We start from the raw sequence: 22,114 nt of genomic DNA on the forward strand, positions 1-22,114 counted from the left end.
CGCCCGCTGATCCACCGCAGCGCCCGCCGGACTCCGCGGCCCGTTCCCGGGGCGGAGTCCGGCCGGGCGCCGGCGGATTCCACCGTCCCGGATCTCGGGGGATTCGGCGGGGTCCGGAGGAAAAGGGAGATCCGTTGAACGCCTTCATGAACCAATTGCCGATCGGACTCTCCATCGGCGCGGTGCTGCTCCTCATCGCCCTCGGCCTGACATTCACGTTCGGTCAGATGGGCGTCATCAACATGGCGCACGGCGAATTCATCATGGCCGGCGCGTACACCGCCTACATGCTCCAGGACTGGGCGGGCCGCCAGGCCGTCCTGGTCGCGCTGCCGGTCGCGTTCGCGGTCGCGGGGCTCATGGGCCTCGTCCTGGAACGTACGCTCATCCGGCGCTTCTACGGCCGTCCGCTCGACACGCTGCTGCTGACCTGGGGCGTGAGCCTGGTCCTCCAGCAGGTGGCGCGCGACCTCTTCGGCGCCCCTAACGTGCAGGTCAAGGCGCCCACTTGGCTCGTCGGCGGCGGCGAGTGGCTCGGCATCCGGCTGCCCTACGCCCGCGTCTTCATCTTCACCCTTGCCGTGGTGTGCGTCGTGGCCATCTGGTTCTACCTGGCCCGCACCAAGCAGGGCCGCCGCATGCAGGCCGTGATGCAGAACCGCCAGCTCGCCGCGTGCAGCGGCATCGCGACCTCGCGCGTCGACCAGCGCACGTTCTTCATCGGCTCCGGCCTCGCGGGTGTCGCCGGCGTGGCGCTCACCCTCATCGGCCCCGTCGGCCCGGCCCTGGGGACCTACTACATCGTCGACGCGTTCCTCGTGGTCGTCGCGGGCGGCCTCGGACGACTCCAGGGCGCGGTGATCGCCGCGTTCGTCCTCGGCCTCGTCAACAGCTATGTCGAGTTCTGGTCCGACGCTTCACTCGCCAAGGTGGTGGTCTTCGCCGTGATCATCGCGTTCCTCCAACTGCGACCGCAGGGTCTGTTCGTGCTGCGCTCCAGGAAGCTGACATGACGGGCGGCGCACGGTCCGCGAACGGCGGGCCCGAGAGCAACACGTCCACCACGTCCTCCGCGTCGACCGCGTCGACCGCCTCGACCGCGCCCAAGAACGGGTCGGGGAAGGGCGGTTCGGGGACGCGCGAGCCGCTCGTACGCCGACTCAGGTCCGGCACCACGAAGTGGCACGGCCCGATCGGCTTCGTCGCCGTCGCCCTGCTGGTCTTCGCCGTCGCCCCCGCGACGCTGTCCCCGTTCCGGCTCGAACTCCTCGCGAAGTACCTGTGCTTCGCCATCGCCGCGCTCGGCATCGGCCTCGCGTGGGGCAAGGGCGGCATGCTCACCCTCGGCCAAGGGGTGTTCTTCGGCCTGGGCGGCTACGCGATGGCCATGCACCTCAAACTCGCCGAGGCGGGCCCGGGCGAACTGCCCGACTTCATGGTGTGGAGCGGCGTCGAGGAACTGCCCATGCTGTGGGAGCCGTTCCGTCAGCCGTGGTTCGCGATCCTCATGGTGGTGCTGCTGCCGGGGACGATCGCGGCGCTGCTGGGCCTGCTCGTGTTCGGGCGGCGGGTGCGCGGCGCGTACTTCGCCATCCTCACCCAGGCGCTCGCCGCGGCCTTCGTCATCTGGCTCGTCGGCGAACAGGGCCTGACAGGCGGCACCAACGGACTGACCAACTTCAGCACGTTCTTCGGCCTGGACCTGGCCGACGACGCGGACAAGCGGGTGCTCTACTTCGCCGTCGCGACCGTGCTCGGGCTGCTCTACCTGGGATTCCGGCAGTTGGTCGCCAGCCGGTTCGGACGCCTGCTGATCGCGGTGCGCGACGGCGAGGACCGCGTGCGGTTCCTCGGCTACGACCCGGCGGTCGTCAAGACGGTCGCCTTCACGCTGTCCGCGATCTCGGCGGGCATCGCCGGCGCGCTGTTCGTCCCGGTGGTCGGCATCATCTCGCCGGCGCTGCTCGGCGTCGTACCGTCGCTCGAACTGGTCTTCGCGGTCGCGGTCGGCGGGCGCTACGCCCTGGCCGGGGCGGTCCTGGGCGCGGTGCTGCTCAACTACGCCAAGACCACGTTCTCGGAGAACTGGGCGGGAGGCTGGCTCTACCTCCAGGGCGCGCTGTTCATCGCGGTGATGGCGTACGCGCCCAAGGGCGTCATCGGAGTGGCGGGCCAGATACGCGACTTCGCCGCCGAGCAGGCCCGCCGCCTGGGCAACCGCCGGTCGGACGGCCCGCGGCAACCCGGCCCCGAACGCCGCGTCCCGCGGCCCGCACCGAGCGTGTCGGACGAGAAGACGGAGGTGGTCGCATGACCGGCACCGAGCCGCTGCTGAAGATCAGCGGGCTCTCCGTGGTCTTCGACGGTTTCCGCGCGATCGACGGCATCGACCTGTCCGTCGCCGAGGGCGAACTGCGGTTCCTCATCGGCCCCAACGGCGCCGGGAAGACGACGCTGGTGGACGTCGTCACCGGCCTGACCCGGCCCACCGAGGGCAGCGTCGTGTTCGCCGGCAAGGAACTCGTCGGCAAGCGCGAGCACCAGGTGGTCCGGCTCGGCGTCGGCCGCACGTTCCAGACCGCCGTGGTGTTCGAGGAGTTGACCGTCGAGGAGAACGTCGACCTCGCGGCCAGCTTCCGCATGCGGCTTCCGGCGCTGCTGCGGCGGCGCAGGGCGCGCACCGACATCGTGGGCTCCGTCCTGGAGCGGGCCGGCCTGCTCGACCTCGCCGAACGCCCGGCCGCGGTGCTCTCCCACGGGCAGCGCCAGTGGCTGGAGATCGCGATGCTGCTGGCCCAGGAGCCGCGTCTGCTGCTGCTCGACGAGCCGGTGGCCGGCATGTCGCGCGAGGAGCGCGAGCGGACCGGCGAACTGCTCGCCGAGATCGCGCGGGACCGCACGGTGGTGGTGATCGAACACGACATGGAGTTCGTGCGTACGTACGCCTCCGCGGTGACCGTGCTGCACGAAGGCCGCGTTCTCACCGAGGGCGACATGGCGCAGGTGCAGGCCGACCCCAAGGTGCAGGAGGTCTATCTGGGCCGCTCGCGCGACACCAGGGCGGCCGAGCCGGTGCTCGTGGGCGGCGAGGACGGCGCGGTGGACAGCGGCGCGGTGCGGGAAGGGGTGGCCTGATGCTGGAGGTGACCGGCCTCGAAGTGGCGTACGGCCGCGCCCAGGTGCTGTTCGGCGTCGACCTCGCGGTGGCCGCCGGGTCGCTGACCTGCGTCATGGGCCGCAACGGCGTCGGCAAGACGACGCTGCTCAACGCCGTGATGGGCGTCCTGCCCACGCGCGGCGGCACGGTCGTGTTCGACGGCCACGACATCACCAAGCTGTCCACACACCAGCGGGTCCGCCTCGGGATGGGCTATGTGCCCCAGGGCCACGAGTCGTTCGCGCAACTCACGGTGGCGGAGAACCTCCGGGTGACCTGGGAGGCCGGCGGCGCCAAGGACCGCGGGGTCATCGACGAGGCGCTCGACGTGTTCCCGCGGCTGCGGCCGCTGCTCAGGCGGCGTGCCGGATTCCTCTCCGGCGGCCAGCAGCAGCAGCTCGCGATCGCGCGGGCGCTGGTGACGCGCCCGCGCATGCTGATCCTCGACGAGCCGACCGAGGGAATCCAGCCGTCGATCGTCGCCGAGATCGAGGACGTGATCGAGCAACTGCACAAGGAGCGCGGACTCGCGGTGCTGCTCGTCGAGCAGTACCTCGACTTCGCGATGCGGCTGGCCGACCGCTTCACCGTGCTGGACGCGGGCGTCGTCGTGCACGAGGGGGCGGGGGCCGAACTGGCGGACGAGGGCGTCCAGCGGTTGCTCGCGGTGTAGGTGCCTCCCGCGCGCAGGCGGCCGCGTCCGTGCCAATGGCGGACGCGGCCACTGCGGGGCCGCTGCAGCGGACTGATTGCAGAGAGTTAGTACAAGCCGCCGTTGGCCATGTTGATGAACAGGCCCACGGCCGCCCCGCCGAGCCCGATGACCAGCACGAACCGCTCCAGGGTCGTCGCCGAGATCATCTGGCCGCCGAGGCCCACGAGCACGCCGGCGAGACCGCTCCAGGCGCCGAGGATGTGCATGCTCGGGAAAAACGCGCACACGATGGCTACGACGCCGAACACCACGGTCGCCGCCGCGAGGGCGTTCTCCTTGGTGTGCGGCCTGTCGTCATGGACGCGGTTGATCGTTTCGAGGTTGAGGGCGGCCAACGGGCCGCGGCGCATGGTCTGAGCCATCTCGCACCTCCGATGGTAGACACGGGGGTACGGACGATTTGTCCGTGATCTCCCTACCACAGGGTGCATCCGCCGCACGGCGGATTTCAACAGATAGCGCCGCGCCGGGTACGCTGTACCGTCCGCAGCGCCATGGTTGCCACCCTCACGGGGTGGTGTGCCCGGCTGCCGCGGTCTACGCAAAGCCCTCCTGTCACGGAGATTCCGTGGCCGTATCAGTCCATAGGAGGTGGGTGTTTTCATGCGTAACTACGAGCTCATGGTCATCCTCGACCCGGACCTCGAAGAGCGTGCGGTCTCGCCGCTGCTCGAGCAGTTCCTGAACGTCGTCCGCAACGGCGGCGGCAAGGTCGAGAAGGTCGACACGTGGGGCCGTCGCCGGCTCTCGTACGAGATCAAGAAGAAGTCCGAGGGCATCTACGCCGTCGTGGACCTGGCCGCGGAGCCCGCGGTCATCAAGGAACTCGACCGCCAGATGAACCTCAACGAGTCGGTCATGCGCACGAAGGTGCTGCGTCCCGACCAGCGGTAACCACTCGCAGCGGATACCGACGACACCGTCATCAAGGCGCAGGGGAAGGTAAGGCATGGCAGGCGACACCGTCATCACCGTGGTCGGGAATCTGACCGCCGACCCTGAATTGCGCTTCACCCCCAGCGGCGCGGCCGTCGCGAACTTCACCGTGGCCTCCACGCCGCGGACGTTCGACCGGCAGACCAACGAGTGGAAGGACGGCGAAGCGCTGTTCCTCCGCTGCTCGGTCTGGCGGCAGGCGGCCGAGAACGTGGCCGAGTCCTTGCAGAAGGGCATGCAGGTCATCGTCCAGGGACGCCTCAAGCAGCGGTCGTACCAGACCAAGGAAGGCGAGAACCGGACGGCCTACGAGCTGGAGGTCGACGAGATCGGCCCCTCGCTCAAGTTCGCGACCGCGAAGGTCACGAAGGCCGGCCGGGGTGGCGGCGGCGGTGGTGGTCAGTACAACCGCGGCGGTGGTTACGGCGGTCCGCAGGGCGGCGGCCAGCAGGGTGGCTACGGCGGTCCTCCGTCGGGCAACCCCGCGCCGGCCGACGACCCGTGGTCGTCCCCCGCAGGTGGCAACACCGGTGGCGGAGGCGGCGGCTGGGGTCCCCAGCCCGGCGGCTACACGGACGAACCCCCGTTCTAGGACGCCCGCGCGGCCCCCGTGCCGCGCACGTCCGGACGAAGACTTCTTGATCTGGAGAGAAAGCAATGGCGAAGCCGCCTGCGCGCAAGCCGAAGAAGAAGGTTTGCGTGTTCTGCAAGGAGAAGATCTCCTACGTCGACTACAAGGACACGAACCTGCTGCGGAAGTTCATTTCCGACCGCGGCAAGATCCGTGCCCGTCGCGTGACCGGCAACTGCACGCAGCACCAGCGTGACGTCGCCACGGCCGTCAAGAACAGCCGTGAGATGGCGCTGCTGCCGTACACCAGCACGGCGCGCTGAGAGAGGGTGGACTTGACATGAAGCTCATCCTCACGCACGAGGTCACCGGGCTCGGCGAGCCCGGCGACATCATCGAGGTCAAGGACGGCTACGGCCGCAACTACCTCATCCCGCGCGGGTTCGCGATCCGCTGGTCCAAGGGCGGTGAGAAGGAGGTCGCCTCCATCCGCCGTGCCCGCAAGGTCCGCGAGATCAAGAACCTGGACCAGGCGAACGAGGTCAAGGCGCAGCTCACCGGTCTCAAGGTGAAGCTCGCGACCCGTGCCGGCGAAAGCGGGCGCCTGTTCGGATCCGTCACCGTCGCCGACGTCGCATCCGCGATCAAGGCCGCCGGTGGTCCGGACCTGGACAAGCGCCGTGTCGAGCTCGGTGCGCCGATCAAGACCCTCGGCACGCACCGGGTCACGGTCCGCCTCCACCCGGAGGTCTCCGCCGCTCTCGACCTCGACGTCGTTTCGGCCTGACCTGACCGCACCCCCTGAAGGCCCGGAGCTCCTACAGGAGCTCCGGGCCTTCGGCCTTTCCCGGGTCCGCTCACCCGCTCCGGGGGCGTTTCGTGCCGGGGCCTTTCCCGGCCCGTCCCCGCTCGTTGGACAGGGCGGCGGGCCCCGGGCTTGCTTGATACCCCTAGGGGGTATAGTTTCAGTAGGGCAGGGGATCGGGCGTACGCCGGATCCCGCACCATCTCCGGAAAGGGCACCGTCATGAGCACCGCGACCTTCACCGTAACCGGCATGACCTGTGGCCACTGCGTCTCGTCCGTGCAGGAGGAGGTCTCCGAGGTCCCCGGCGTCCGGGACGTGCGGGTGGAGCTGGCGAGCGGCCTGCTGACCGTGTCGTCGGACGGCGACGTCGACCGCGACGCGGTCCGGGCGGCGGTCGCGGAGGCGGGTTACTCCGCCGTGGACGGGGCCAAGGTCATCTCCTGACCCCGGGGCCGCCAGGCCGCCGAGAGGTGCCCGGGATTCTGCTCCCCGGGTACCCCTACCCCGTAGGGATATGTAGCAGGGCAGAACGATCGTCCTGAGCGTCACCGAGGAGGAACAGTGACCACCCCGCCGCAGGCAGACTCCGCAAACGCCGCGCGCATCGACCTCGCTCTCGGCGGGATGACCTGCTCCTCGTGCGCGAACCGCATCGAGCGCAAGCTCAACAAGCTGGACGGGGTCGAGGCCACCGTCAACTTCGCCCTGGAGAAGGCCACCGTCACCTACCCCGCCGCCCTCGACCCGGCCGACCTGGTCAAGGCGGTCGAGGCGGCCGGCTACAGCGCGACCCCCGTACGCGACGAGCCCGGACCGTCCGGCGGCGCGGCCGGGGACGGCGACCGCGCCGACGACGGCAAGGACGCCGAACTGCGGACGCTGCGCGAGCGCCTGGTCTACAGCGCGCTGCTCACCGTGCCGGTGATCGCCCTCTCGATGATCCCGCCGCTGCAATTCCGGTTCTGGCAGTGGCTGGTGCTCGCGCTCGCGGCACCCGTGGTGGTGTGGGGCGGGTTCCCGTTCCACAAGGCCGCCGCGAAGAACCTGCGGCACGGCACCGCGACCATGGACACCCTCGTCTCGCTCGGCACGCTCGCGGCCTTCATCTGGTCGCTGTACGCGCTGTTCATCGGCGGCATGGGCGAACCCGGCATGACCATGGCGTTCAGCTTCACCGCGGGGGGCGGACACGCCGAGATCTACCTCGAGGCCGCGTCCGGCGTCATCGCGTTCATCCTCGCCGGCCGCTACTTCGAGGCCCGTTCCAAGCGCAAGGCGGGCGCCGCACTCAAGGCGCTGCTCGAACTCGGTGCCCGCGAGGTGTCCGTGCTGCGCGCGGACGGCCGCGAGGAGCGCATCCCGGTCGACCGCCTCGCGGTCGGCGACCGGTTCGTGGTGCGTCCCGGCGAGAAGATCGCCACCGACGGCGTGGTGGCCGAGGGTTCGTCGGCGGTCGACGCGTCCATGCTGACCGGCGAGTCGGTGCCGGTCGAGGTGCGTCCGGGCGACAACGTCACCGGCGCCACCATCAATGCGGGCGGACGCCTCGTCGTACGCGCCACCAAGGTCGGTGCCGACACGCAACTCGCGCAGATGGCACGGCTGATCACCGACGCGCAGACCGGCAAGGCCGCCGTCCAGCGGCTCGCCGACCGCATCTCCGGCGTCTTCGTGCCGATCGTGATCGCGCTGGCCGTCGCCACGCTCGGCTTCTGGCTCGGCAGCGGCGAAGGGGCCACCGCGGCCTTCACCGCGGCGGTCGCCGTGCTCGTCATCGCCTGCCCGTGCGCCCTCGGCCTGGCCACCCCGGTCGCCCTGCTGGTGGGCACCGGCCGCGGCGCGCAACTCGGCGTCCTGATCAAGGGCCCCGAGGTCCTGGAGAACACCCGTGGCGCCGACACCGTCCTGCTCGACAAGACCGGCACCGTCACCACGGGACGCATGGCGCTGGTCGCCACGGTCCCGGTCGACGGCGGCGACGCCGACGAACTGCTGCGCCTGGCCGGCGCGGTGGAGTACGCCAGCGAGCACCCGATCGCCAAGGCCATCGCCGCCGCGGCGGCCGAGCGGCACGGGACGCTGCCGCCGGTCGAGGGCTTCACGAACCGCGAAGGCCTCGGCGTCGAGGGTGTCGTCGAGGGCCACGCGGTCGTCGCGGGACGCCCGGCGCTGCTCGCGGACTGGGGGCTGGCGCTGCCGGCGGAACTGGCGGCGGCGTTGGACGAGGCCGAGGACGCGGGGCGTACCGCGATCGCGGTGGCCTGGGACGGCGGGGTGCGCGGCGTGCTCGTCACGTCGGACACCGTCAAGCCCACCTCCGCGGCGGCAATCGCCGGACTGCGCGAACTGGGGCTGACCCCGGTGCTGTTGACCGGCGACAACGAGCGGGCCGCGCGGTCCGTGGCGGCGCAGGTCGGCATCGACGAGGTCATCGCCGGGGTGCTGCCGGCCGGCAAGGTCGACGCGGTCAAGGCGCTCCAGGCCGAGGGACGCGTCGTCGCGATGGTCGGCGACGGCGTCAACGACGCCGCGGCGCTGGCCACCGCGGACCTCGGGCTCGCGATGGGCACGGGCACCGACGCGGCCATCGAGGCGGCCGACCTCACTCTGGTGCGCGGCGACCTGGGCGCCGCGGTCGACGCGATCCGGTTGTCCCGGTCGACGCTGCGGACGATCAAGACGAACCTGTTCTGGGCGTTCGCCTACAACGTCGCCGCGATCCCGCTGGCGGTGGCGGGGCTGCTCAACCCGATGATCGCGGGGGCCGCGATGGCCTTCTCGTCGGTGTTCGTGGTCGGCAACTCGCTGCGGCTGCGGGGGTTCAAGTCGACGGCGCCGGAGACGGGCGTACGCGGCGACGTGGCCGCCGCTGAGCAGCGCGAGGCAGTCCCGGCCGCGGGCTGAGTGCCGCCCGACCCGGCGGCGGGCGAGCCGTCGCCGAGAGGGTCAAGCCCGGTTGCCGGGGTCGTCGTCACCGACGGTCTCGGCGACCGGGCTTCGCGGTGCGGGCCGTGCGTCAGCCGGACTTCCGTACGCTCGCCCCCGTGACCAGCCACGCGTCGCCGCGCGCCCGCCAGCCGAGCAGGACCAGGCGCGTGACCATGAACGCTCCGACACCCCACCACCACAGCGCCACGAGGCCGCCGCCCAGCCCGAGGACGACCGCGACGGTGGCCAGGAACACGAGCAGCACGGCCGGCATCATCCAGGCCAGGAACCGGCCGTCGCCCGCGCCTATCAGGACGCCGTCGAGGACGAACACCGGCCCGGCGAGCGGCTGCAGCGCGGCGGCGGCGAGCAGGACCAGGCCGAGCAGGTCGCGTACCGCGGGGTCGCCGGTGAACAGCGGGATGTAGAGCGGCCGGGCGGCCACGATCAGGACGGCGAACACCACGCCCGTCCACACGCTCCACATGAGCATCCGCCGGGTCGCGGAGCGCGCGCCCGCGACGTCGCCCGCGCCCAGCGCGCGCCCCACGATCGCCTGTGCCGCTATCGCCAGGGCGTCGAGCGCAAAGGCGAGGAACGTCCATATCTGCCAGGCCACCTGGTGCGACGCGATCTCGGTGTCGCCCATGCGGGTCGCCGCGACCGCGCCGACGACCAGGATGGCGCGCAGGCTGACGGTGCGTACGAACAAGGGCGTGCCCGCCGCGGCGGAGGCCTTTATGCCCGCGAAGTCGGGGGTGAGGCGGGCGTCGTGGCTGCGCGCGCCGCGCACCACGACCACGAGGTACGCCGCGGCCATCGCCCACTGGGCGATCACCGTGCCCCACGCGGATCCGGCGATGCCGAGGTCGGCGCCGTAGACGAGGGCGAGGTTGAGCACGAGGTTCGCACCGAACCCGGCGACGGCGACGACGAGCGGGGTGCGGGTGTCCTGGAGCCCGCGCAGCACGCCGGTGGCGGCGAGCACGATGAGCATCGCCGGGATGCCGAGGCTGCTGATCCGCAGGTAGGTCGTCGCGTGCGGGGCGGCGGTCGCGGACGCGTCGAACGCGTCCACGATCCACGGCGCGGCCACCGCTCCCACCACCAGCAGCGCGGCTCCGATCAGGGCCGCCAGCCAGACGCCGTCCACACCCTGGCGGATCGCGCCGCGCCGGTCACCGGCGCCGACCAGGCGCGCCACGCTCGCGGTCGTCGCGTACGCGAGGAACACGCACAGGTTGACCAGTGTGCTGAGGACCGTGCCCGCGATGCCGAGGCCGGCCAGCTCGGGGGTGCCCAGGTGCCCGACGATCGCGGCGTCCGCGAGGATGAACAGCGGCTCCGCGACCAGCGCGAAGAAGGCCGGTACGGCGAGCCGCAGGATCTCCCGGTCCTGCGCGCGGCCGACCTGTCGTCGCAGGTCGGGGCGGGGTCGCGGGTCGCTTTCGAGGGGGGTGTGCACTTGTCCACGGTAGTCATCCACAGGTAATGATCACAATCCATCTATGGTCATTACTTGTGGCTGCGGGCGGTGGTTGTCCACATACGCGGGGCGATTGCCGGTCCATCGGACCGGAAGTTTTTCACATGCACAGGCGGTGGATAGAGAAACCCCAGGTCAGGCCCGGTTTCCACAGCTGTGGACAATGCTTGTCCGGCGCTCTGCGCACAGGTTGTGCACAGCTGCGGCGGTGTCGGTCCACAGACTTTCCACAGTTATCCACACCCCCTGTGGACGACGGCGTTGGCCGAGGCCGGGTCCACCCTTACGGTGAGGGACTGCACAACGCGTGGTGCGGCCGTTTTGTCGGCCCGTTGCCGTATGAAAGAGCAGGACCACCAGGCGCCCCCGGAGGGTCCGGGCGCACGCCGTGTCCCGACGCCGAGGAAGGAAGCACGGCATGAGTGTCTCGGAGTACGAGGACGCTCCCCCCACCCGCGAGGGCTTCGAGCGCACACCGCCCCAGGACATCGCCGCCGAGCAGTCCGTCCTCGGCGGCATGATGCTTTCGAAGGACGCGATCGCCGACGTCGTCGAGAACCTCAAGCCGATCGACTTCTACCGCCCGGCGCACGAGATGGTCTACAACGCCGTCCTCGACCTCTACGCCCGCGGCGAGCCGGCCGACGCCGTCACCGTCGCGGCGGAGCTCACCAAGCGCGGCGAGATCGGCCGCGTCGGCGGGGCCCCGTACCTCCACACCCTCATCTCCTCGGTCCCCACCGCCGCCAACGCCGAGTACTACGCCCGCATCGTCCGCGAACAGGCCGTCCTGCGCCGCCTCGTCGAAGCGGGCACCCGCATCGTCCAGATGGGCTACGCCGCCGACGGCGACGTCGACGAGATCGTCAACGGCGCCCAGGCCGAGGTCTACGCCGTCACCGAGCAGCGCACCAGCGAGGACTACGCCCCCCTCGCCGACATCATGGAAGGCGCCCTCGACGAGATCGAGGCCATCGGCTCCCGCAACGGCCAGATGTCCGGCGTCCCCACCGGCTTCACCGACCTCGACGCCCTCACCAACGGCCTCCACCCCGGCCAAATGATCGTCATCGCCGCCCGCCCCGCCATGGGCAAGGCCTTGGCCCTGGAGACACCGCTGCCCACGCCCGGCGGCTGGACGACGATGGGCGAGGTCCGCGTCGGCGACTTCCTTGTCGGGGCCGACGGCCGGGCGACAAAGGTGGTCGCCGCCACGGATGTCATGGTCAACCGTCCCTGCTACGAGGTGGTGTTCTCGGACGGCACCGTCATCGTCGCCGACGCGGAGCACCAGTGGCTCACCGAAACCCGCGCCGCCCGGCGTTCGGCGCAGGCCGTCCTGACAGGTTCCGTGGGCCCGAAGCACCGGCCGGTCGCAGCAGCAGTGACCACCACGCGCCAGATCGCCGCAACTCTGCACTGCGACACCGGCGACCGACGACACAACCACGCGGTTCGTGTCGCGTCCGCGCTCCAAATGCCCGAACGAGATCTGCCGCTGTCACCGTACGCCCTGGGGTGCTGGCTGGGCGACGGCCATACGAAGTCGGCCTGCATCACCACGACCGACGAGGAGATCGTCGCCGAACTCCGCGCCGAAGGCCTCCGCGTCGACAAGCAGACTGCGCTCAACTACTCGCTGCGGTTGCCCGAGCGAGCGCCACTGCCCGCCCGTACCTGTGTCGTGTGCGGCCGCGCCTTCCAGCCGAGGACCGCCCAGGTGCGTACCTGCGGTCAAAGCTGTGGTGGCAAGGCTCGGTTCGTCTCGGCACCGGTCCCCGGGCCGCGTTGCCCCGACTGCGGACGCGCGTCCACGGGCCTGGCGCTGTGCGCCGAATGCCGCGATGGGTACGGCAGCGTCCAGGCGATCCTGCGGACCCTCGGTGTTCTCGGCGACAAGCACATTCCGGCTGAGTATCTGCGCGCGTCCGAAGACCAACGCCGCGCGCTGCTCTCCGGGTTGCTGGACACCGACGGCTACACCTCTCCGTCCGGTACGGTCCAGTTCGCGGTCACCAACCGGCGTCTCGCGGAGGACGTGCTCGAACTCGTGCTCAGCCTGGGCCACCAGGCGTCCATGCGTACCAAGGCTGTTCGTGGCCGGAGCGAAGTGTCCTCGACCTGCTACCGCATCACGTTCACCCCGTGTGAACCGGTGTTCCGCCTTCCTCGCAAGCTTGCTCGGCAGGCGACCCGCGCCTACCCCACGACGCGGATGCGCTTCATCACCGACGTACGCCCGATCGAGTCCGTGCCGGTCCGCTGCGTCCAGGTCGACAACGCCGACCACATGTACCTGGCGGGGAAGAGCTGGATCCCCACCCACAACTCGACACTCGCCCTGGACTTCGCGCGGGCATGCTCAATTCGGCACAATTTGCCGAGTGTGATCTTCTCGCTCGAAATGGGGCGCAACGAGATCGCGATGCGTCTGCTGTCCGCCGAGGCGCGGGTCGCGCTGCACCACATGCGCTCGGGCAACATGACCGACGAGGACTGGACCCGGCTCGCCCGGCGCATGCCGGACGTGAGCGCGGCGCCGCTCTACATCGACGACTCGCCGAACCTCTCCATGATGGAGATCCGTGCGAAGTGCCGACGCCTCAAGCAGCGCAACGACCTTCGCCTCGTCGTCATCGACTACCTCCAGCTGATGACCGGCGGCGGCAGCCGCCGCGCGGAGAGCCGCCAGCAGGAGGTCTCCGAGATGTCGCGAAATCTGAAGCTCCTCGCCAAGGAACTCGAAGTCCCGGTCATCGCCCTGTCCCAGCTCAACCGAGGCCCCGAACAGCGAACCGACAAAAAGCCCATGGTGTCCGACCTGCGTGAGTCCGGCTGCCTGACCGCCGACACGCGCGTGTTGCGAGCCGACACCAACGCGGAGGTCACGCTCGGCGAGCTGTTGGAGTCGGGGGAACGCGACATCCCCGTGTGGTCCATGGACGAACACCTGCGCATGGTTCCCCGCACGATGACGCACGTCTTCCCGAGTGGGACGAAGCAGGTGTTCCGGCTTCGGCTCGCCTCGGGGCGCGAGATCAAGGCGACGGCGAACCACCCGTTCCTGACGTACGACGGGTGGAAGCCGCTTGGCGAGCTGGCGGTGGGGGACCGGCTGTCGGTGCCGCGCCGTCTCGATCCCCCGCTCGAGTCCACGCCGATGGCCGAGCCCGAGATCGTGATGCTGGCGCACCTGATCGGCGACGGCTGTGTCGCCCCCAGGCAGCCGATCCACTACACAAGCGAGGACGAGGCGAACCTGGTCGCGGTCGAGACCGCCGCGGCGCACTTCGGCGTCACGCCGCGACGGGTCGCCCAGGACACGTGGACGCACGTCTACCTGCCGTCGCCGCAGCGCCTGACACATGGTCGCCGAAACCCCATCGCCGCGTGGCTCGACGGCTTCGGCCTGTATGGCAAGCGGTCGTACGAGAAGTTCTTGCCGCCCGAGGTGTTCTCGCTGCCTGACGAGCAGATCCGCTTGTTCCTCCGACACCTGTGGGCGACGGACGGGTCCGTCACGGTCGGCGCATCGGGCTCGCGCCCCGTCCGCGTCTACTACGCCACAAGTAGCCGCCGGCTGGCCGAGGACTTGCAGATGCTTCTGCTGCGCGTCGACGTGCGCGCCAGACTGCGGACCGTTCAACACAAGAACGGACGTACGGGCTGGACGGTCGACGTCTCCGGCGCCGATGACCAACGGCGCTTCATCACCGAGGTCGGGGTACACGGCGCCCGCGCCCAGAAGTGCGTGGATGCGGCCGCTCGTCTCGACGGAGTCAAGGCCAACACGAACCTCGACACCGTGCCGCGCCAGGTATGGGAGCGGGTGCGTGCCCAGATGGTCGAGCAGCGCGTGACAACACGGGCGCTGCAAGCGGCGGTTGGCACCCAATACTGCGGCAGTGCCTTCCACAAGCCGAGTCCGAGCCGATCGCGGCTCGCCGCAGTAGCGGCGATCCTGGCCGACGCAGACCTCGGACTGCTGGCGACCAGTGATGCCTTCTGGGATGAAGTCGTGGAGATCGAGACGCTGGGAGTCGAGCCGGTCTTCGACGCGACGGTGCTGGGCAGCCACAACTTCGTGGCAAACGGGATCAACGTCCACAACAGCATCGAGCAGGATGCGGACATGGTGATCCTTTTGCACCGTGAGGATGCGTACGAGAAGGAGTCACCGCGTGCGGGGGAGGCGGACCTGATCGTGGCGAAGCACCGTAACGGTCCGACCGCGACCATCACCGTGGCGTTCCAGGGCCATTACTCCCGCTTCGTGGACATGCAGCAGGGCTGATCGCGGAACTGGGCCGGCGCATGGGTCGGCGGCTGTCGGTCGGGCGGGGGAGGATGGGGGCATGGTTCAGACTGTGCCGCTGGGGTTGCCGTCGTCGGCGGAGACGTACGTCCTTGATCCGGCGGCGCCGGGTACGTCCGCCTGGTGCCGGGCGCACGAGGATGTGGGGTTCGCGGCCGACGGGGGGACGTGCGTGTCGGCGGTGATGCCGCGGCGGAAGGACAGCCGGTGAGGTCCGTGGTGACGGTGCGCGTTCGCCGGGCGCGGCCCGACGAGGCCGGCGGGTTGACCCGGCTGATGCACGAACTCAGCGCCTACCAAGGGGAGTACGCCTCGATCATCGACGGCTACGAGGTGGCCCCGGACTACATCGCGCAGAACCCCGTCTACCTCGCCGAGGCGGAGGGCGACGGGGCGCTGCTCGGTTTCTACGGGCTGCTGCTGGAACCCCCGGAACTGGACCTGATGTTCGTCGCCGACCGGGCCCAAGGGCTGGGCGTCGGCAGGCGGCTCGTGGACCACATGCTGCATCGGGCGCACGACGCGGGGGCGGACCACGTCCGGGTCGTGTCGCACCCGCCCGCCGAGCAGTTCTACGTGCGCATGGGCGCGGTACGCGTCGCCGTGCTGCCCCCGCAGCCGCCCAAGGTGACCTGGGAGCGGCCCGAACTGCGGTTCACCGTGGGCGGGGCGGCAACGGCGCAGAGAACGTCGACGGCTTAGCGAGCGCCTCGTCGGGTATAGGGAGCGCCTCGTCGGTCTAAAGCACCTCGTCCAGTTCGGCCAGGAGGCGGCGCTTGGGGCGGGCTCCGACCAGGGACTTCACCGGCTCGCCCGCGCGGAAGAGCATGAGCGTGGGCATGGAGAGCACGCCGTAGGCGGCGGTCGTCTCCGGGTTGGCGTCCACGTCGAGGCTCACGATGCGGAAGCGGGACTCCTCGGCGGCGATGTCGCCGAGCACCGGGTCGATCATGCGGCACGGGCCGCACCACGCCGCGGTGAAGTCGACCAGGACGGGAGTGTCGGAGGCCAGCACCTCGTCGGCGAAGGTGGCGTCGGTGACGGGGGAGAGAGTGCTCACGGGACGGGGTCCTTTCGAGGGGAGAGCGCGGCGGAGTCGCACGGCGCCAGCTCGCACTTGGGGTCGGGGCCGCCCGGCGTACGCGCGGCGGCCTCCACTTCGGCGCGGGCCAGTTGGACGGCGACCTCGGCGCGCACCCGCATCATGCGGTCGATGCAGAGGTCGAGTTCGGCGAGCTTGGCGCGGTAGACGTCGAGGGAGGCCGGGCAGGAGTCGCCCGCGGGGTGGCCGGCCTGGAGGCATTCCACGAAAGGACGGGTGTCCTCCAGTTCGAAGCCGAAGTCCTGCAGCGTCCGGATCTGGTGCAGGAGCCGCAGGTCGTCCTCGTCGTACTCGCGGTAGCCGTTGACGGTGCGCCGCGCCGGGAGCAGTCCGCGCGCCTCGTAGTAGCGAAGCGTGCGGGTGGTGGTGCCCGCCCGTTCGGCCAGTTCTCCGATGCGCATGAGCGCTCCTCCCGCGTCCTCCCGCGTCGTCGGCTCCGACGCTAGACCTTGACGTCGACGTCAAGGCCAGCGCCGGAGCCGGCCGCGCGATTCCCCCGGGACCGGGAGCAGGGGAGTGGGTGCGGGAGTGGGCGCGGTTCAGCGAGCCGTGAAGCCGCCGTCGATGGCGAGGGCTGCGCCGGTGATGAAGGACGCTTCGTCGCTGAGCAGGTACGCCACGAACGAGGCGATCTCCGCGGGCTCCGCGATCCGGTTCACCGGGTGCAGGGACGCGATGTGCGCGTGCGCCTCGTCGCTGGTGAGCATGGTGGCGCGGGCCAGCGGGGTGTCGACGCCGCCGGTGGCGATCGCGTTGACGCGTACGCCCTGCTCCGCCACCTCCAGCGCGGTCGCCCGGGTCAGTCCGACGACGGCGTGCTTGGCCGCGACGTACGCCGCCACCTCCGGCATGCCGACCACGCCGAGGTTGGACGCGTTGTTGACGATCGAGCCGCCACCCGACGCGATGACGGCGGGCAGCTGGTGCTTCATGGAGTGGAAGACGCTGGTCAGGTTCTGGGCGATGTCGGCGTCCCAGGCACCCCGCTCGACGGTCGGGACCGGGCCGAACGCGTTCATGCCGCCCGCGTTGTTGAACGCCCCGTCCAGCCGCCCGAATTCGGCGACCGCGGCGGCGGTCAGGGCGGCGGCGTCCTCCTCGACGGTGACGTCCGCGGCGACGAACAGCGCCCGGCCGCCGGCCGCCCGGACCTCCGCGGCGGCCTGCTCGCCGACGTCCTTGCGGCGGGCGCCGAGGACGACGGCGGCCCCCTCCGAGGCGAGGCGGTGGGCGACGGCGAGGCCCATACCCGAGGTGCCGCCGGTGACGATGAAGACCTTGGACGCAAGGCGCGAAGACATGGCTGTGCCTTTCGAAGAAGAAGCAGGAAACGGAAGGGGCGCGGCTGGTTCCACCGCCGGCCGACGCGGTGACCGGTCGGGGAGACGGGTCACGGCAATCGGTCGGGTGATCGGACGATCAGGCGATCGACCTGCGCCGGTGTCCGGCGGCCGGGCCCTGTGCCGCCGTCACCACCACAAGACTGCGCGACCGCCCCCAAACCTGCTGGCGGTAATCGGACCTCGCGTGACCAGCGGAAATCGGACCCGGCACCACGGCACGCCGCCATGGCAGGGTGGGCCTGGGCCCACCCCGTTCCGGGGGCCCGGGCCAGTGCCCGCGAGGCCCCGGATCGGCAGACTCCTTGGTGTAGGAAGAAGAGCCCGCAGGTCGGGGCACGGCCGGAAGTACCGAGGAGGAGTCATGAGTGCAGAGGCCGGTTTCGGCTTCCGGCGCGGGGGGATCGCGGCGCTGCGGGGGTTGTGGCTGGTTCCGGCGATGATCCCGGGGCTGGTCCTGTTCTGCCTGACGGTGACGTTCCTGCCGCTGATGATCATCGGCATCGGCGTGCTCGTCGTTCCGGTGCTGGTCGTCGCCACCCGGTCGCTCGCCGACCTGGCCCGGCGCCGCTCGCTGGCCTGGACCGGGGTGGAGATCCCGCGCCCCTACCGCCCGGAGCCCGAGTACGACCGCGGCATCCCCGGTGTCGTGCAGCGCTGCCGCCACGTGCTCGCCGACCCGGCGACGTGGCGCGACCTGCTGTGGCTGATCGCGGACTGGGTGGTGGGCCTGTTCCTGTCGATCCTGGCGCTCGGGTTCATCGCGCAGGGCGTGTTCGGCCTGCTCCACCCCTTCCTGTGGGAGACGTTGGTCGACGCGGGCGACAGCGGCTGGTACACGTTCCTCAAGGTGGACAGCGACGGCCGGGCGATGCTCGCGGTGCTGCTCGGCATCGCGTACATCTTCATCGGCTTCGCGATCGCGCCGGCCATGCTCAAGGCGCACGCGGTGTTCACCCGCTCGCTGCTGGCGCCGACCCAGAAGGCCGAGATGCGGTTGCGGGTGGCCCAGCTGACGGTCAGCCGTACCGACGCGGTCGACGCGTCCGCCGCCGAACTGCGCCGCATCGAGCGGGACCTGCACGACGGCGCCCAGGCCCGGCTGGTCGCGATGGGCATGAACCTCGGCGCCGCCGAAGCGCTGCTGGAGACGAACCCCGAGGCGGCCCGCGCGCTGCTCACCGAGACGCGTGAGGCGTCCGCCAAGGCCCTCCACGAACTGCGCGACCTGGTACGCGGGATCCACCCGCCGGTCCTTGCCGACCGCGGCCTCGGCGACGCGGTGCGCGCCCTCGCGTTGGAGAGCCCGCTGCACGTCGACGTGACGGTGGACGTGCCCGGCCGCCTGGAGGCTCCGGTCGAGTCGGCCGGCTACTTCGCGGTCAACGAGGTGCTGACGAACGTCGCCAAGCACGCCGCCGCGCAGAACGTCTGGATCGACGTGCGGTACCGCGCGGGACGGCTGCGCATCGAGGTGACCGACGACGGGCGCGGCGGTGCGGCGCTGGAGAAGGGCACCGGACTGCGCGGGATCGAGCGCAGGCTCGGTACATTCGACGGGACCCTCGCCCTGGTGAGTCCCCGGGGCGGCCCGACCACGGTCACCATGGAGCTGCCGTGCGTGTTGTCCTCGCCGAAGACCTCGCCCTCCTGAGGGACGGGTTGGTGCGGCTGCTCGAAGCCCACGGGTTCGAGATCGTCGCGGCGGTGGACAACGGACCGGAGCTGCTGAAGGCCCTGGTCGAGAAGAACCCCGATGTTGCGGTGGTGGACGTACGGCTTCCGCCCACCTTCACCGACGAGGGCCTCCAGGCTGCGCTGGAGGCCCGTCGTCGTGTTCCGGGGCTGCCGGTGCTGGTGCTGTCGCAGTACGTCGAGCAGCTGTATGCCCGGGAATTGCTTGCCGACGGGTCCGGTGCGGTCGGCTACCTGCTCAAGGACCGGGTGTTCGACACGGACCAGTTCGTCGAGGCGGTACGCCGGGTCGCGGGCGGCGGCACCGCCATGGACCCCGAGGTGATCGCGAAGCTGCTGACCCGCAGCGCGGAGACCGCGCCGCTGGAGCAGCTGACGCAGCGCGAGCGCGAGGTGCTGGAGCTTATGGCGGGAGGCCGTTCGAACGCGGCGATCGCCAAGCAGCTGTTCGTGTCCGAGGGCGCTGTCAGCAAGCACACGACGAGCATCTTCGGGAAGCTCGGCATCATGGCGTCGGACGACGACAACCGGCGGGTGCTGGCGGTGCTCGCGTACCTCGGTGCGTGACCGGGCGCACGAGACGGCCCGGTATGACGCGATCCGCGAAGTGAAACGCTTTTTCGTTCCCCCGGACGAACTTGCACTACTCCCGTCGAAGTAGCGCCCGAAGTGCGCTTCTGCGCGCGGCGTGCGGGCCTGTCATACAGCGGGCGGAACTTATCTGACCTGCGCCTTTTCAGGTTGTGTAGGGCGCACATGCCTGCCTACGTTCAATGCTGCCCATCCGCGTGCCCGCGGGACAGCAGCATGAAGGAGACAGCATGTTCGGACGACTCGGAAGGCTCGTCGTCCACAATCCCTGGAAGGTCATCGGGGTCTGGCTCGTGGCGGCGGTCGCCCTCGTGGCGTTCGCCCCGAAGCTCTCCGACATCACCAATCAGGACACGGCGAGCTTCCTGCCCAGCAAGTACGAGTCGGTCCAGGCGGATGACCTCGCCGAGCAGCAGTTCCCGCAGTCCAAGGACCAGAGCGCGCTGATGGTCTTCAAGCGCGCCGACGGCGGAGCGTTCACCGCGGACGACCAGTCCGACGTGAAGGGCATCGTCGCGAAGCTGGCGGAGAGCCAGGTCAAGCCGGTGGCGCCGGGCGCCGAGGCGGAGGTCGGCGCGGTCACCTCGGTGGAGGCCGGGCAGCTCTCCGACAACCAGCAGATCATGCTCGCGAACGCGACGATCAAGGGCACCGCGCAGGACACCGAGGTCAACGACGCCGTCAAGCATCTGCGGGACGCGACCGAGCCGCTGATGAACGGCACCGACCTCAAGGTCGGCTACACCGGCGGTCCGGCGATGAACCTCGACAACGAGGACGCCTTCAAGAAGGCCGAGGCGATCGTCGGCATCGTGACGATCGTGCTGATCCTCGTACTGCTGCTGGTGATCTACCGCAGCCCGGTCGCGGCACTGATGCCGATCGTGGTGGTCGGCCTGGTCGCGATGGTGGCCCCGGCGGTGATCGCGCTCGCGGGCAAGGCCTTCGGGTTCGAGGTCGAGCAGTCGTTGCAGACGATCCTCATCGTCGTGCTGTTCGGCATCGGCACCGACTACATCCTCTTCCTGCTGTTCCGCTATCGAGAACGCCTGCGGGCGGGGGACGACAAGAAGCAGGCCATGATCGTCGCCGTCGAGCGTGTCGGCGAGGCCATCGCGTCGGCGGCGGGTGCGGTCGTGATCGCGTTCGGCGCGATGCTGCTGGCCACCCTCGGCAGCTTCCGCTCGATGGGCCCCGGCCTGGCCATCGCGGTCATCGTCATGGCCATCGCGGGTCTGACCCTGGTCCCGGCCGTCGTCTCGCTGCTCGGCCCCCGCATCTTCTGGCCCAGCAAGACGTGGCAGAAGCAGCCCGAGGGCACGACGTTCCAGCGCATGGGCAAGCTGGTCGGCCGCCGGCCGCTCGGCGTGGCGGTGGTGTCCGGCGCGATCATGCTCGCGCTGGCGTCCGGTGTACTGGGCTTCAAGGCGGACTACGACCAGATCAGCCAGCTGCCGAGCGACACCGAGTCGGCCAAGGCGATGAAGGACATGCAGACCGGTTTCCCGGCCGGAACGCTGAACCCGACGCAGGTGTACGTCAAGTCCACCGGCGGCGCGACACTGGACAAGCCGGCCGTCGAGCGCTTCGCGATGGACCTGCAGAACGCCCCGGGCGTCGGCGACGTCAACGAGGTCAACCCGGACGACCCGAACGCCGGCCACGTGAAGTACAGCGCGGACGGCAAGGCGGCGGAGATCAAGCTGGTCCTGGAGGAGAGCCCGTACACCAACAAGGCGCTGGACACGATCGATCCGCTGCGCGACGCGGCGGACCGGGCGGCGCCGCCGGGCACCGACGTCCTGGTGGGCGGCGCGACGGCCGCGTTCACGGACGTCCGTGAGGCGACCAACCACGACATGAAGGTCATCTTCCCGGTGGCCGGCCTGCTGATCGCGCTGATCCTGGGCCTGCTGCTGCGCAGTGTCGTGGCGCCTTGGTACCTGATGCTGGCGGTGGTCCTCGGCTATGCGGCGACACTGGGCGCGACGGTGTTCGTGTTCCAGATGCTGCTGGACCATGCGGGTGTGATGTTCATGCTGCCGATCATGATCTACATGTTCGTGGTCGCGATCGGCACGGACTACAACATCCTCATGGTCGCCCGATTGCGCGAGGAGGCGAAGGAGGGGAACGAGCCACGCCAGGCCGCGGCACTCGCGGTCGAACACGCCGGTCCCTCGGTGGCCGCCGCAGGTGTCATCCTTGCGGGGACGTTCGCCTCCCTGATGTTTGCGGGAATCAGCATGATGACGGAGATGGGTTTCGCGGTCTCCGCCGGCATCTGCATCTCCGCGTTCGTGATGTCGATGTTCCTGGTGCCCGCGGTCACCGCACTGATCGGACACGCCGCCTGGTGGCCCGGTCACGGCGACCGGCCCGATCCCGGGCACGGGGGACGCGGCGAGGAGGACCGCGAGCCGGTCCTCGTCGGCGGGGGGCGTTGATCCCGTACACCGTGAAGGACCCT

The 22,114-nt window shown here is 70.3% G+C and carries 21 protein-coding genes; 16 read left to right on the forward strand and 5 right to left on the reverse strand.

The features are described 5' to 3' along the window. The first annotated feature begins 134 nt into the window (after positions 1 to 134). From urtB to urtE, 4 genes are read left to right on the forward strand one after another with little or no spacing between them, the layout of a single operon-like run. Positions 135 to 1,013 carry an urea ABC transporter permease subunit UrtB gene (urtB, locus tag ACWD12_RS25880; RefSeq protein ID WP_358354888.1) on the forward strand — a complete coding sequence of 293 codons (879 nt, stop codon included), beginning with the start codon at positions 135 to 137 and terminating at the stop codon, positions 1,011 to 1,013. Continuing rightward, positions 1,010 to 2,314 (forward strand): urea ABC transporter permease subunit UrtC, encoded by a 1,305-nt coding sequence (gene urtC, locus ACWD12_RS25885; RefSeq protein WP_450101551.1) that lies wholly within the window; start codon positions 1,010 to 1,012, stop codon positions 2,312 to 2,314. The genes urtB and urtC overlap by 4 nt, the downstream gene beginning before the upstream one ends. Beyond that, the gene (gene urtD / locus ACWD12_RS25890; RefSeq protein WP_450101552.1) at positions 2,311 to 3,135 is read left to right on the forward strand and encodes an urea ABC transporter ATP-binding protein UrtD; all 825 of its coding nucleotides are present in this window, start codon (positions 2,311 to 2,313) and stop codon (positions 3,133 to 3,135) included. The genes urtC and urtD overlap by 4 nt, the downstream gene beginning before the upstream one ends. Continuing rightward, on the forward strand, positions 3,135 to 3,830 hold the full coding sequence (gene urtE, locus ACWD12_RS25895) for an urea ABC transporter ATP-binding subunit UrtE (RefSeq protein ID WP_450101553.1): 696 nt from the start codon (positions 3,135 to 3,137) through the stop codon (positions 3,828 to 3,830). The genes urtD and urtE overlap by 1 nt, the downstream gene beginning before the upstream one ends. 86 nt (positions 3,831 to 3,916) lie before the next feature. Here urtE and ACWD12_RS25900 read toward each other — a convergent pair whose 3' ends face one another. Beyond that, a complete protein-coding gene (locus tag ACWD12_RS25900; RefSeq protein WP_450101554.1) occupies positions 3,917 to 4,234 on the reverse strand; it encodes a hypothetical protein in 318 nt (105 codons plus the stop codon). Positions 4,235 to 4,475: 241 nt separating this feature from the next. Here ACWD12_RS25900 and rpsF point away from each other — a divergent pair, with 241 nt between their 5' ends. The 6 genes from rpsF (at position 4,476) to ACWD12_RS25930 (ending at position 9,091) form a co-directional block, all read left to right on the forward strand. Next, entirely contained in the window at positions 4,476 to 4,766 is a 291-nt protein-coding gene (gene rpsF, locus ACWD12_RS25905) for a 30S ribosomal protein S6 (protein WP_235056889.1), read from the forward strand. Positions 4,767 to 4,821: 55 nt separating this feature from the next. After that, positions 4,822 to 5,400 (forward strand): single-stranded DNA-binding protein, encoded by a 579-nt coding sequence (locus ACWD12_RS25910; protein ID WP_358354900.1) that lies wholly within the window; start codon positions 4,822 to 4,824, stop codon positions 5,398 to 5,400. A gap of 65 nt (positions 5,401 to 5,465) precedes the next feature. After that, positions 5,466 to 5,702, forward strand: coding sequence for a 30S ribosomal protein S18 (gene rpsR, locus ACWD12_RS25915; RefSeq protein ID WP_003978893.1), 237 nt, complete (start codon positions 5,466 to 5,468; stop codon positions 5,700 to 5,702). A gap of 17 nt (positions 5,703 to 5,719) precedes the next feature. Continuing rightward, positions 5,720 to 6,166 (forward strand): 50S ribosomal protein L9, encoded by a 447-nt coding sequence (gene rplI, locus ACWD12_RS25920; protein WP_358354906.1) that lies wholly within the window; start codon positions 5,720 to 5,722, stop codon positions 6,164 to 6,166. A 240-nt stretch (positions 6,167 to 6,406) separates the two neighbouring features. Then, positions 6,407 to 6,631: a heavy-metal-associated domain-containing protein gene (locus ACWD12_RS25925; RefSeq protein ID WP_450101555.1), complete on the forward strand. Its 225-nt coding sequence runs from the start codon at positions 6,407 to 6,409 to the stop codon at positions 6,629 to 6,631. 180 nt (positions 6,632 to 6,811) lie between these two features. Then, entirely contained in the window at positions 6,812 to 9,091 is a 2,280-nt protein-coding gene (locus tag ACWD12_RS25930; protein WP_450101646.1) for a heavy metal translocating P-type ATPase, read from the forward strand. Positions 9,092 to 9,203: 112 nt separating this feature from the next. Here the strand turns inward: ACWD12_RS25930 and ACWD12_RS25935 are convergent, their stop codons facing one another. Continuing rightward, positions 9,204 to 10,580, reverse strand: coding sequence for an MATE family efflux transporter (locus tag ACWD12_RS25935; RefSeq protein ID WP_435839061.1), 1,377 nt, complete (start codon positions 10,578 to 10,580; stop codon positions 9,204 to 9,206). Positions 10,581 to 11,121: 541 nt separating this feature from the next. On the opposite strand from ACWD12_RS25935, the gene ACWD12_RS25940 reads away from it, so the two are divergent. The 3 genes from ACWD12_RS25940 to ACWD12_RS25950 all read left to right on the forward strand — a co-directional run bounded on the left by ACWD12_RS25940 (position 11,122) and on the right by ACWD12_RS25950 (position 15,618). Further along, the gene (locus ACWD12_RS25940) at positions 11,122 to 14,895 is read left to right on the forward strand and encodes a replicative DNA helicase (protein WP_450101647.1); all 3,774 of its coding nucleotides are present in this window, start codon (positions 11,122 to 11,124) and stop codon (positions 14,893 to 14,895) included. Positions 14,896 to 14,956: 61 nt separating this feature from the next. Beyond that, positions 14,957 to 15,127: a hypothetical protein gene (locus tag ACWD12_RS25945; RefSeq protein WP_450101556.1), complete on the forward strand. Its 171-nt coding sequence runs from the start codon at positions 14,957 to 14,959 to the stop codon at positions 15,125 to 15,127. Positions 15,128 to 15,132: 5 nt separating this feature from the next. Continuing rightward, positions 15,133 to 15,618, forward strand: coding sequence for a GNAT family N-acetyltransferase (locus ACWD12_RS25950; RefSeq protein ID WP_450101648.1), 486 nt, complete (start codon positions 15,133 to 15,135; stop codon positions 15,616 to 15,618). Positions 15,619 to 15,655: 37 nt separating this feature from the next. On the opposite strand, the gene trxA is transcribed toward ACWD12_RS25950, so the two are convergent. The 3 genes from trxA to ACWD12_RS25965 all read right to left on the reverse strand — a co-directional run bounded on the left by trxA (position 15,656) and on the right by ACWD12_RS25965 (position 17,319). Then, entirely contained in the window at positions 15,656 to 15,976 is a 321-nt protein-coding gene (gene trxA / locus ACWD12_RS25955; RefSeq protein WP_358354914.1) for a thioredoxin, read from the reverse strand. Next, positions 15,973 to 16,419 (reverse strand): MerR family transcriptional regulator, encoded by a 447-nt coding sequence (locus ACWD12_RS25960; RefSeq protein WP_358354916.1) that lies wholly within the window; start codon positions 16,417 to 16,419, stop codon positions 15,973 to 15,975. Before ACWD12_RS25960 ends, trxA begins: the two co-directional genes overlap by 4 nt. Before the next feature lie 138 nt (positions 16,420 to 16,557). Then, positions 16,558 to 17,319 carry an SDR family NAD(P)-dependent oxidoreductase gene (locus tag ACWD12_RS25965; RefSeq protein WP_450101557.1) on the reverse strand — a complete coding sequence of 254 codons (762 nt, stop codon included), beginning with the start codon at positions 17,317 to 17,319 and terminating at the stop codon, positions 16,558 to 16,560. A 403-nt stretch (positions 17,320 to 17,722) separates the two neighbouring features. Here ACWD12_RS25965 and ACWD12_RS25970 point away from each other — a divergent pair, with 403 nt between their 5' ends. From ACWD12_RS25970 to ACWD12_RS25980, 3 genes are all read left to right on the forward strand, one after another. After that, positions 17,723 to 19,012, forward strand: a complete 1,290-nt coding sequence (locus ACWD12_RS25970) for a sensor histidine kinase (RefSeq protein ID WP_450101558.1) — start codon at positions 17,723 to 17,725, stop codon at positions 19,010 to 19,012. Then, complete coding sequence (locus tag ACWD12_RS25975) at positions 18,976 to 19,620, forward strand: response regulator transcription factor (RefSeq protein ID WP_358354924.1); 645 nt, start codon at positions 18,976 to 18,978, stop codon at positions 19,618 to 19,620. Before ACWD12_RS25970 ends, ACWD12_RS25975 begins: the two co-directional genes overlap by 37 nt. A gap of 254 nt (positions 19,621 to 19,874) precedes the next feature. Beyond that, on the forward strand, positions 19,875 to 22,091 hold the full coding sequence (locus ACWD12_RS25980) for an MMPL family transporter (RefSeq protein ID WP_450101559.1): 2,217 nt from the start codon (positions 19,875 to 19,877) through the stop codon (positions 22,089 to 22,091). Positions 22,092 to 22,114 lie beyond the last annotated feature (23 nt).

The sequence above is a fragment of the Streptodolium elevatio genome, from assembly GCF_053592165.1.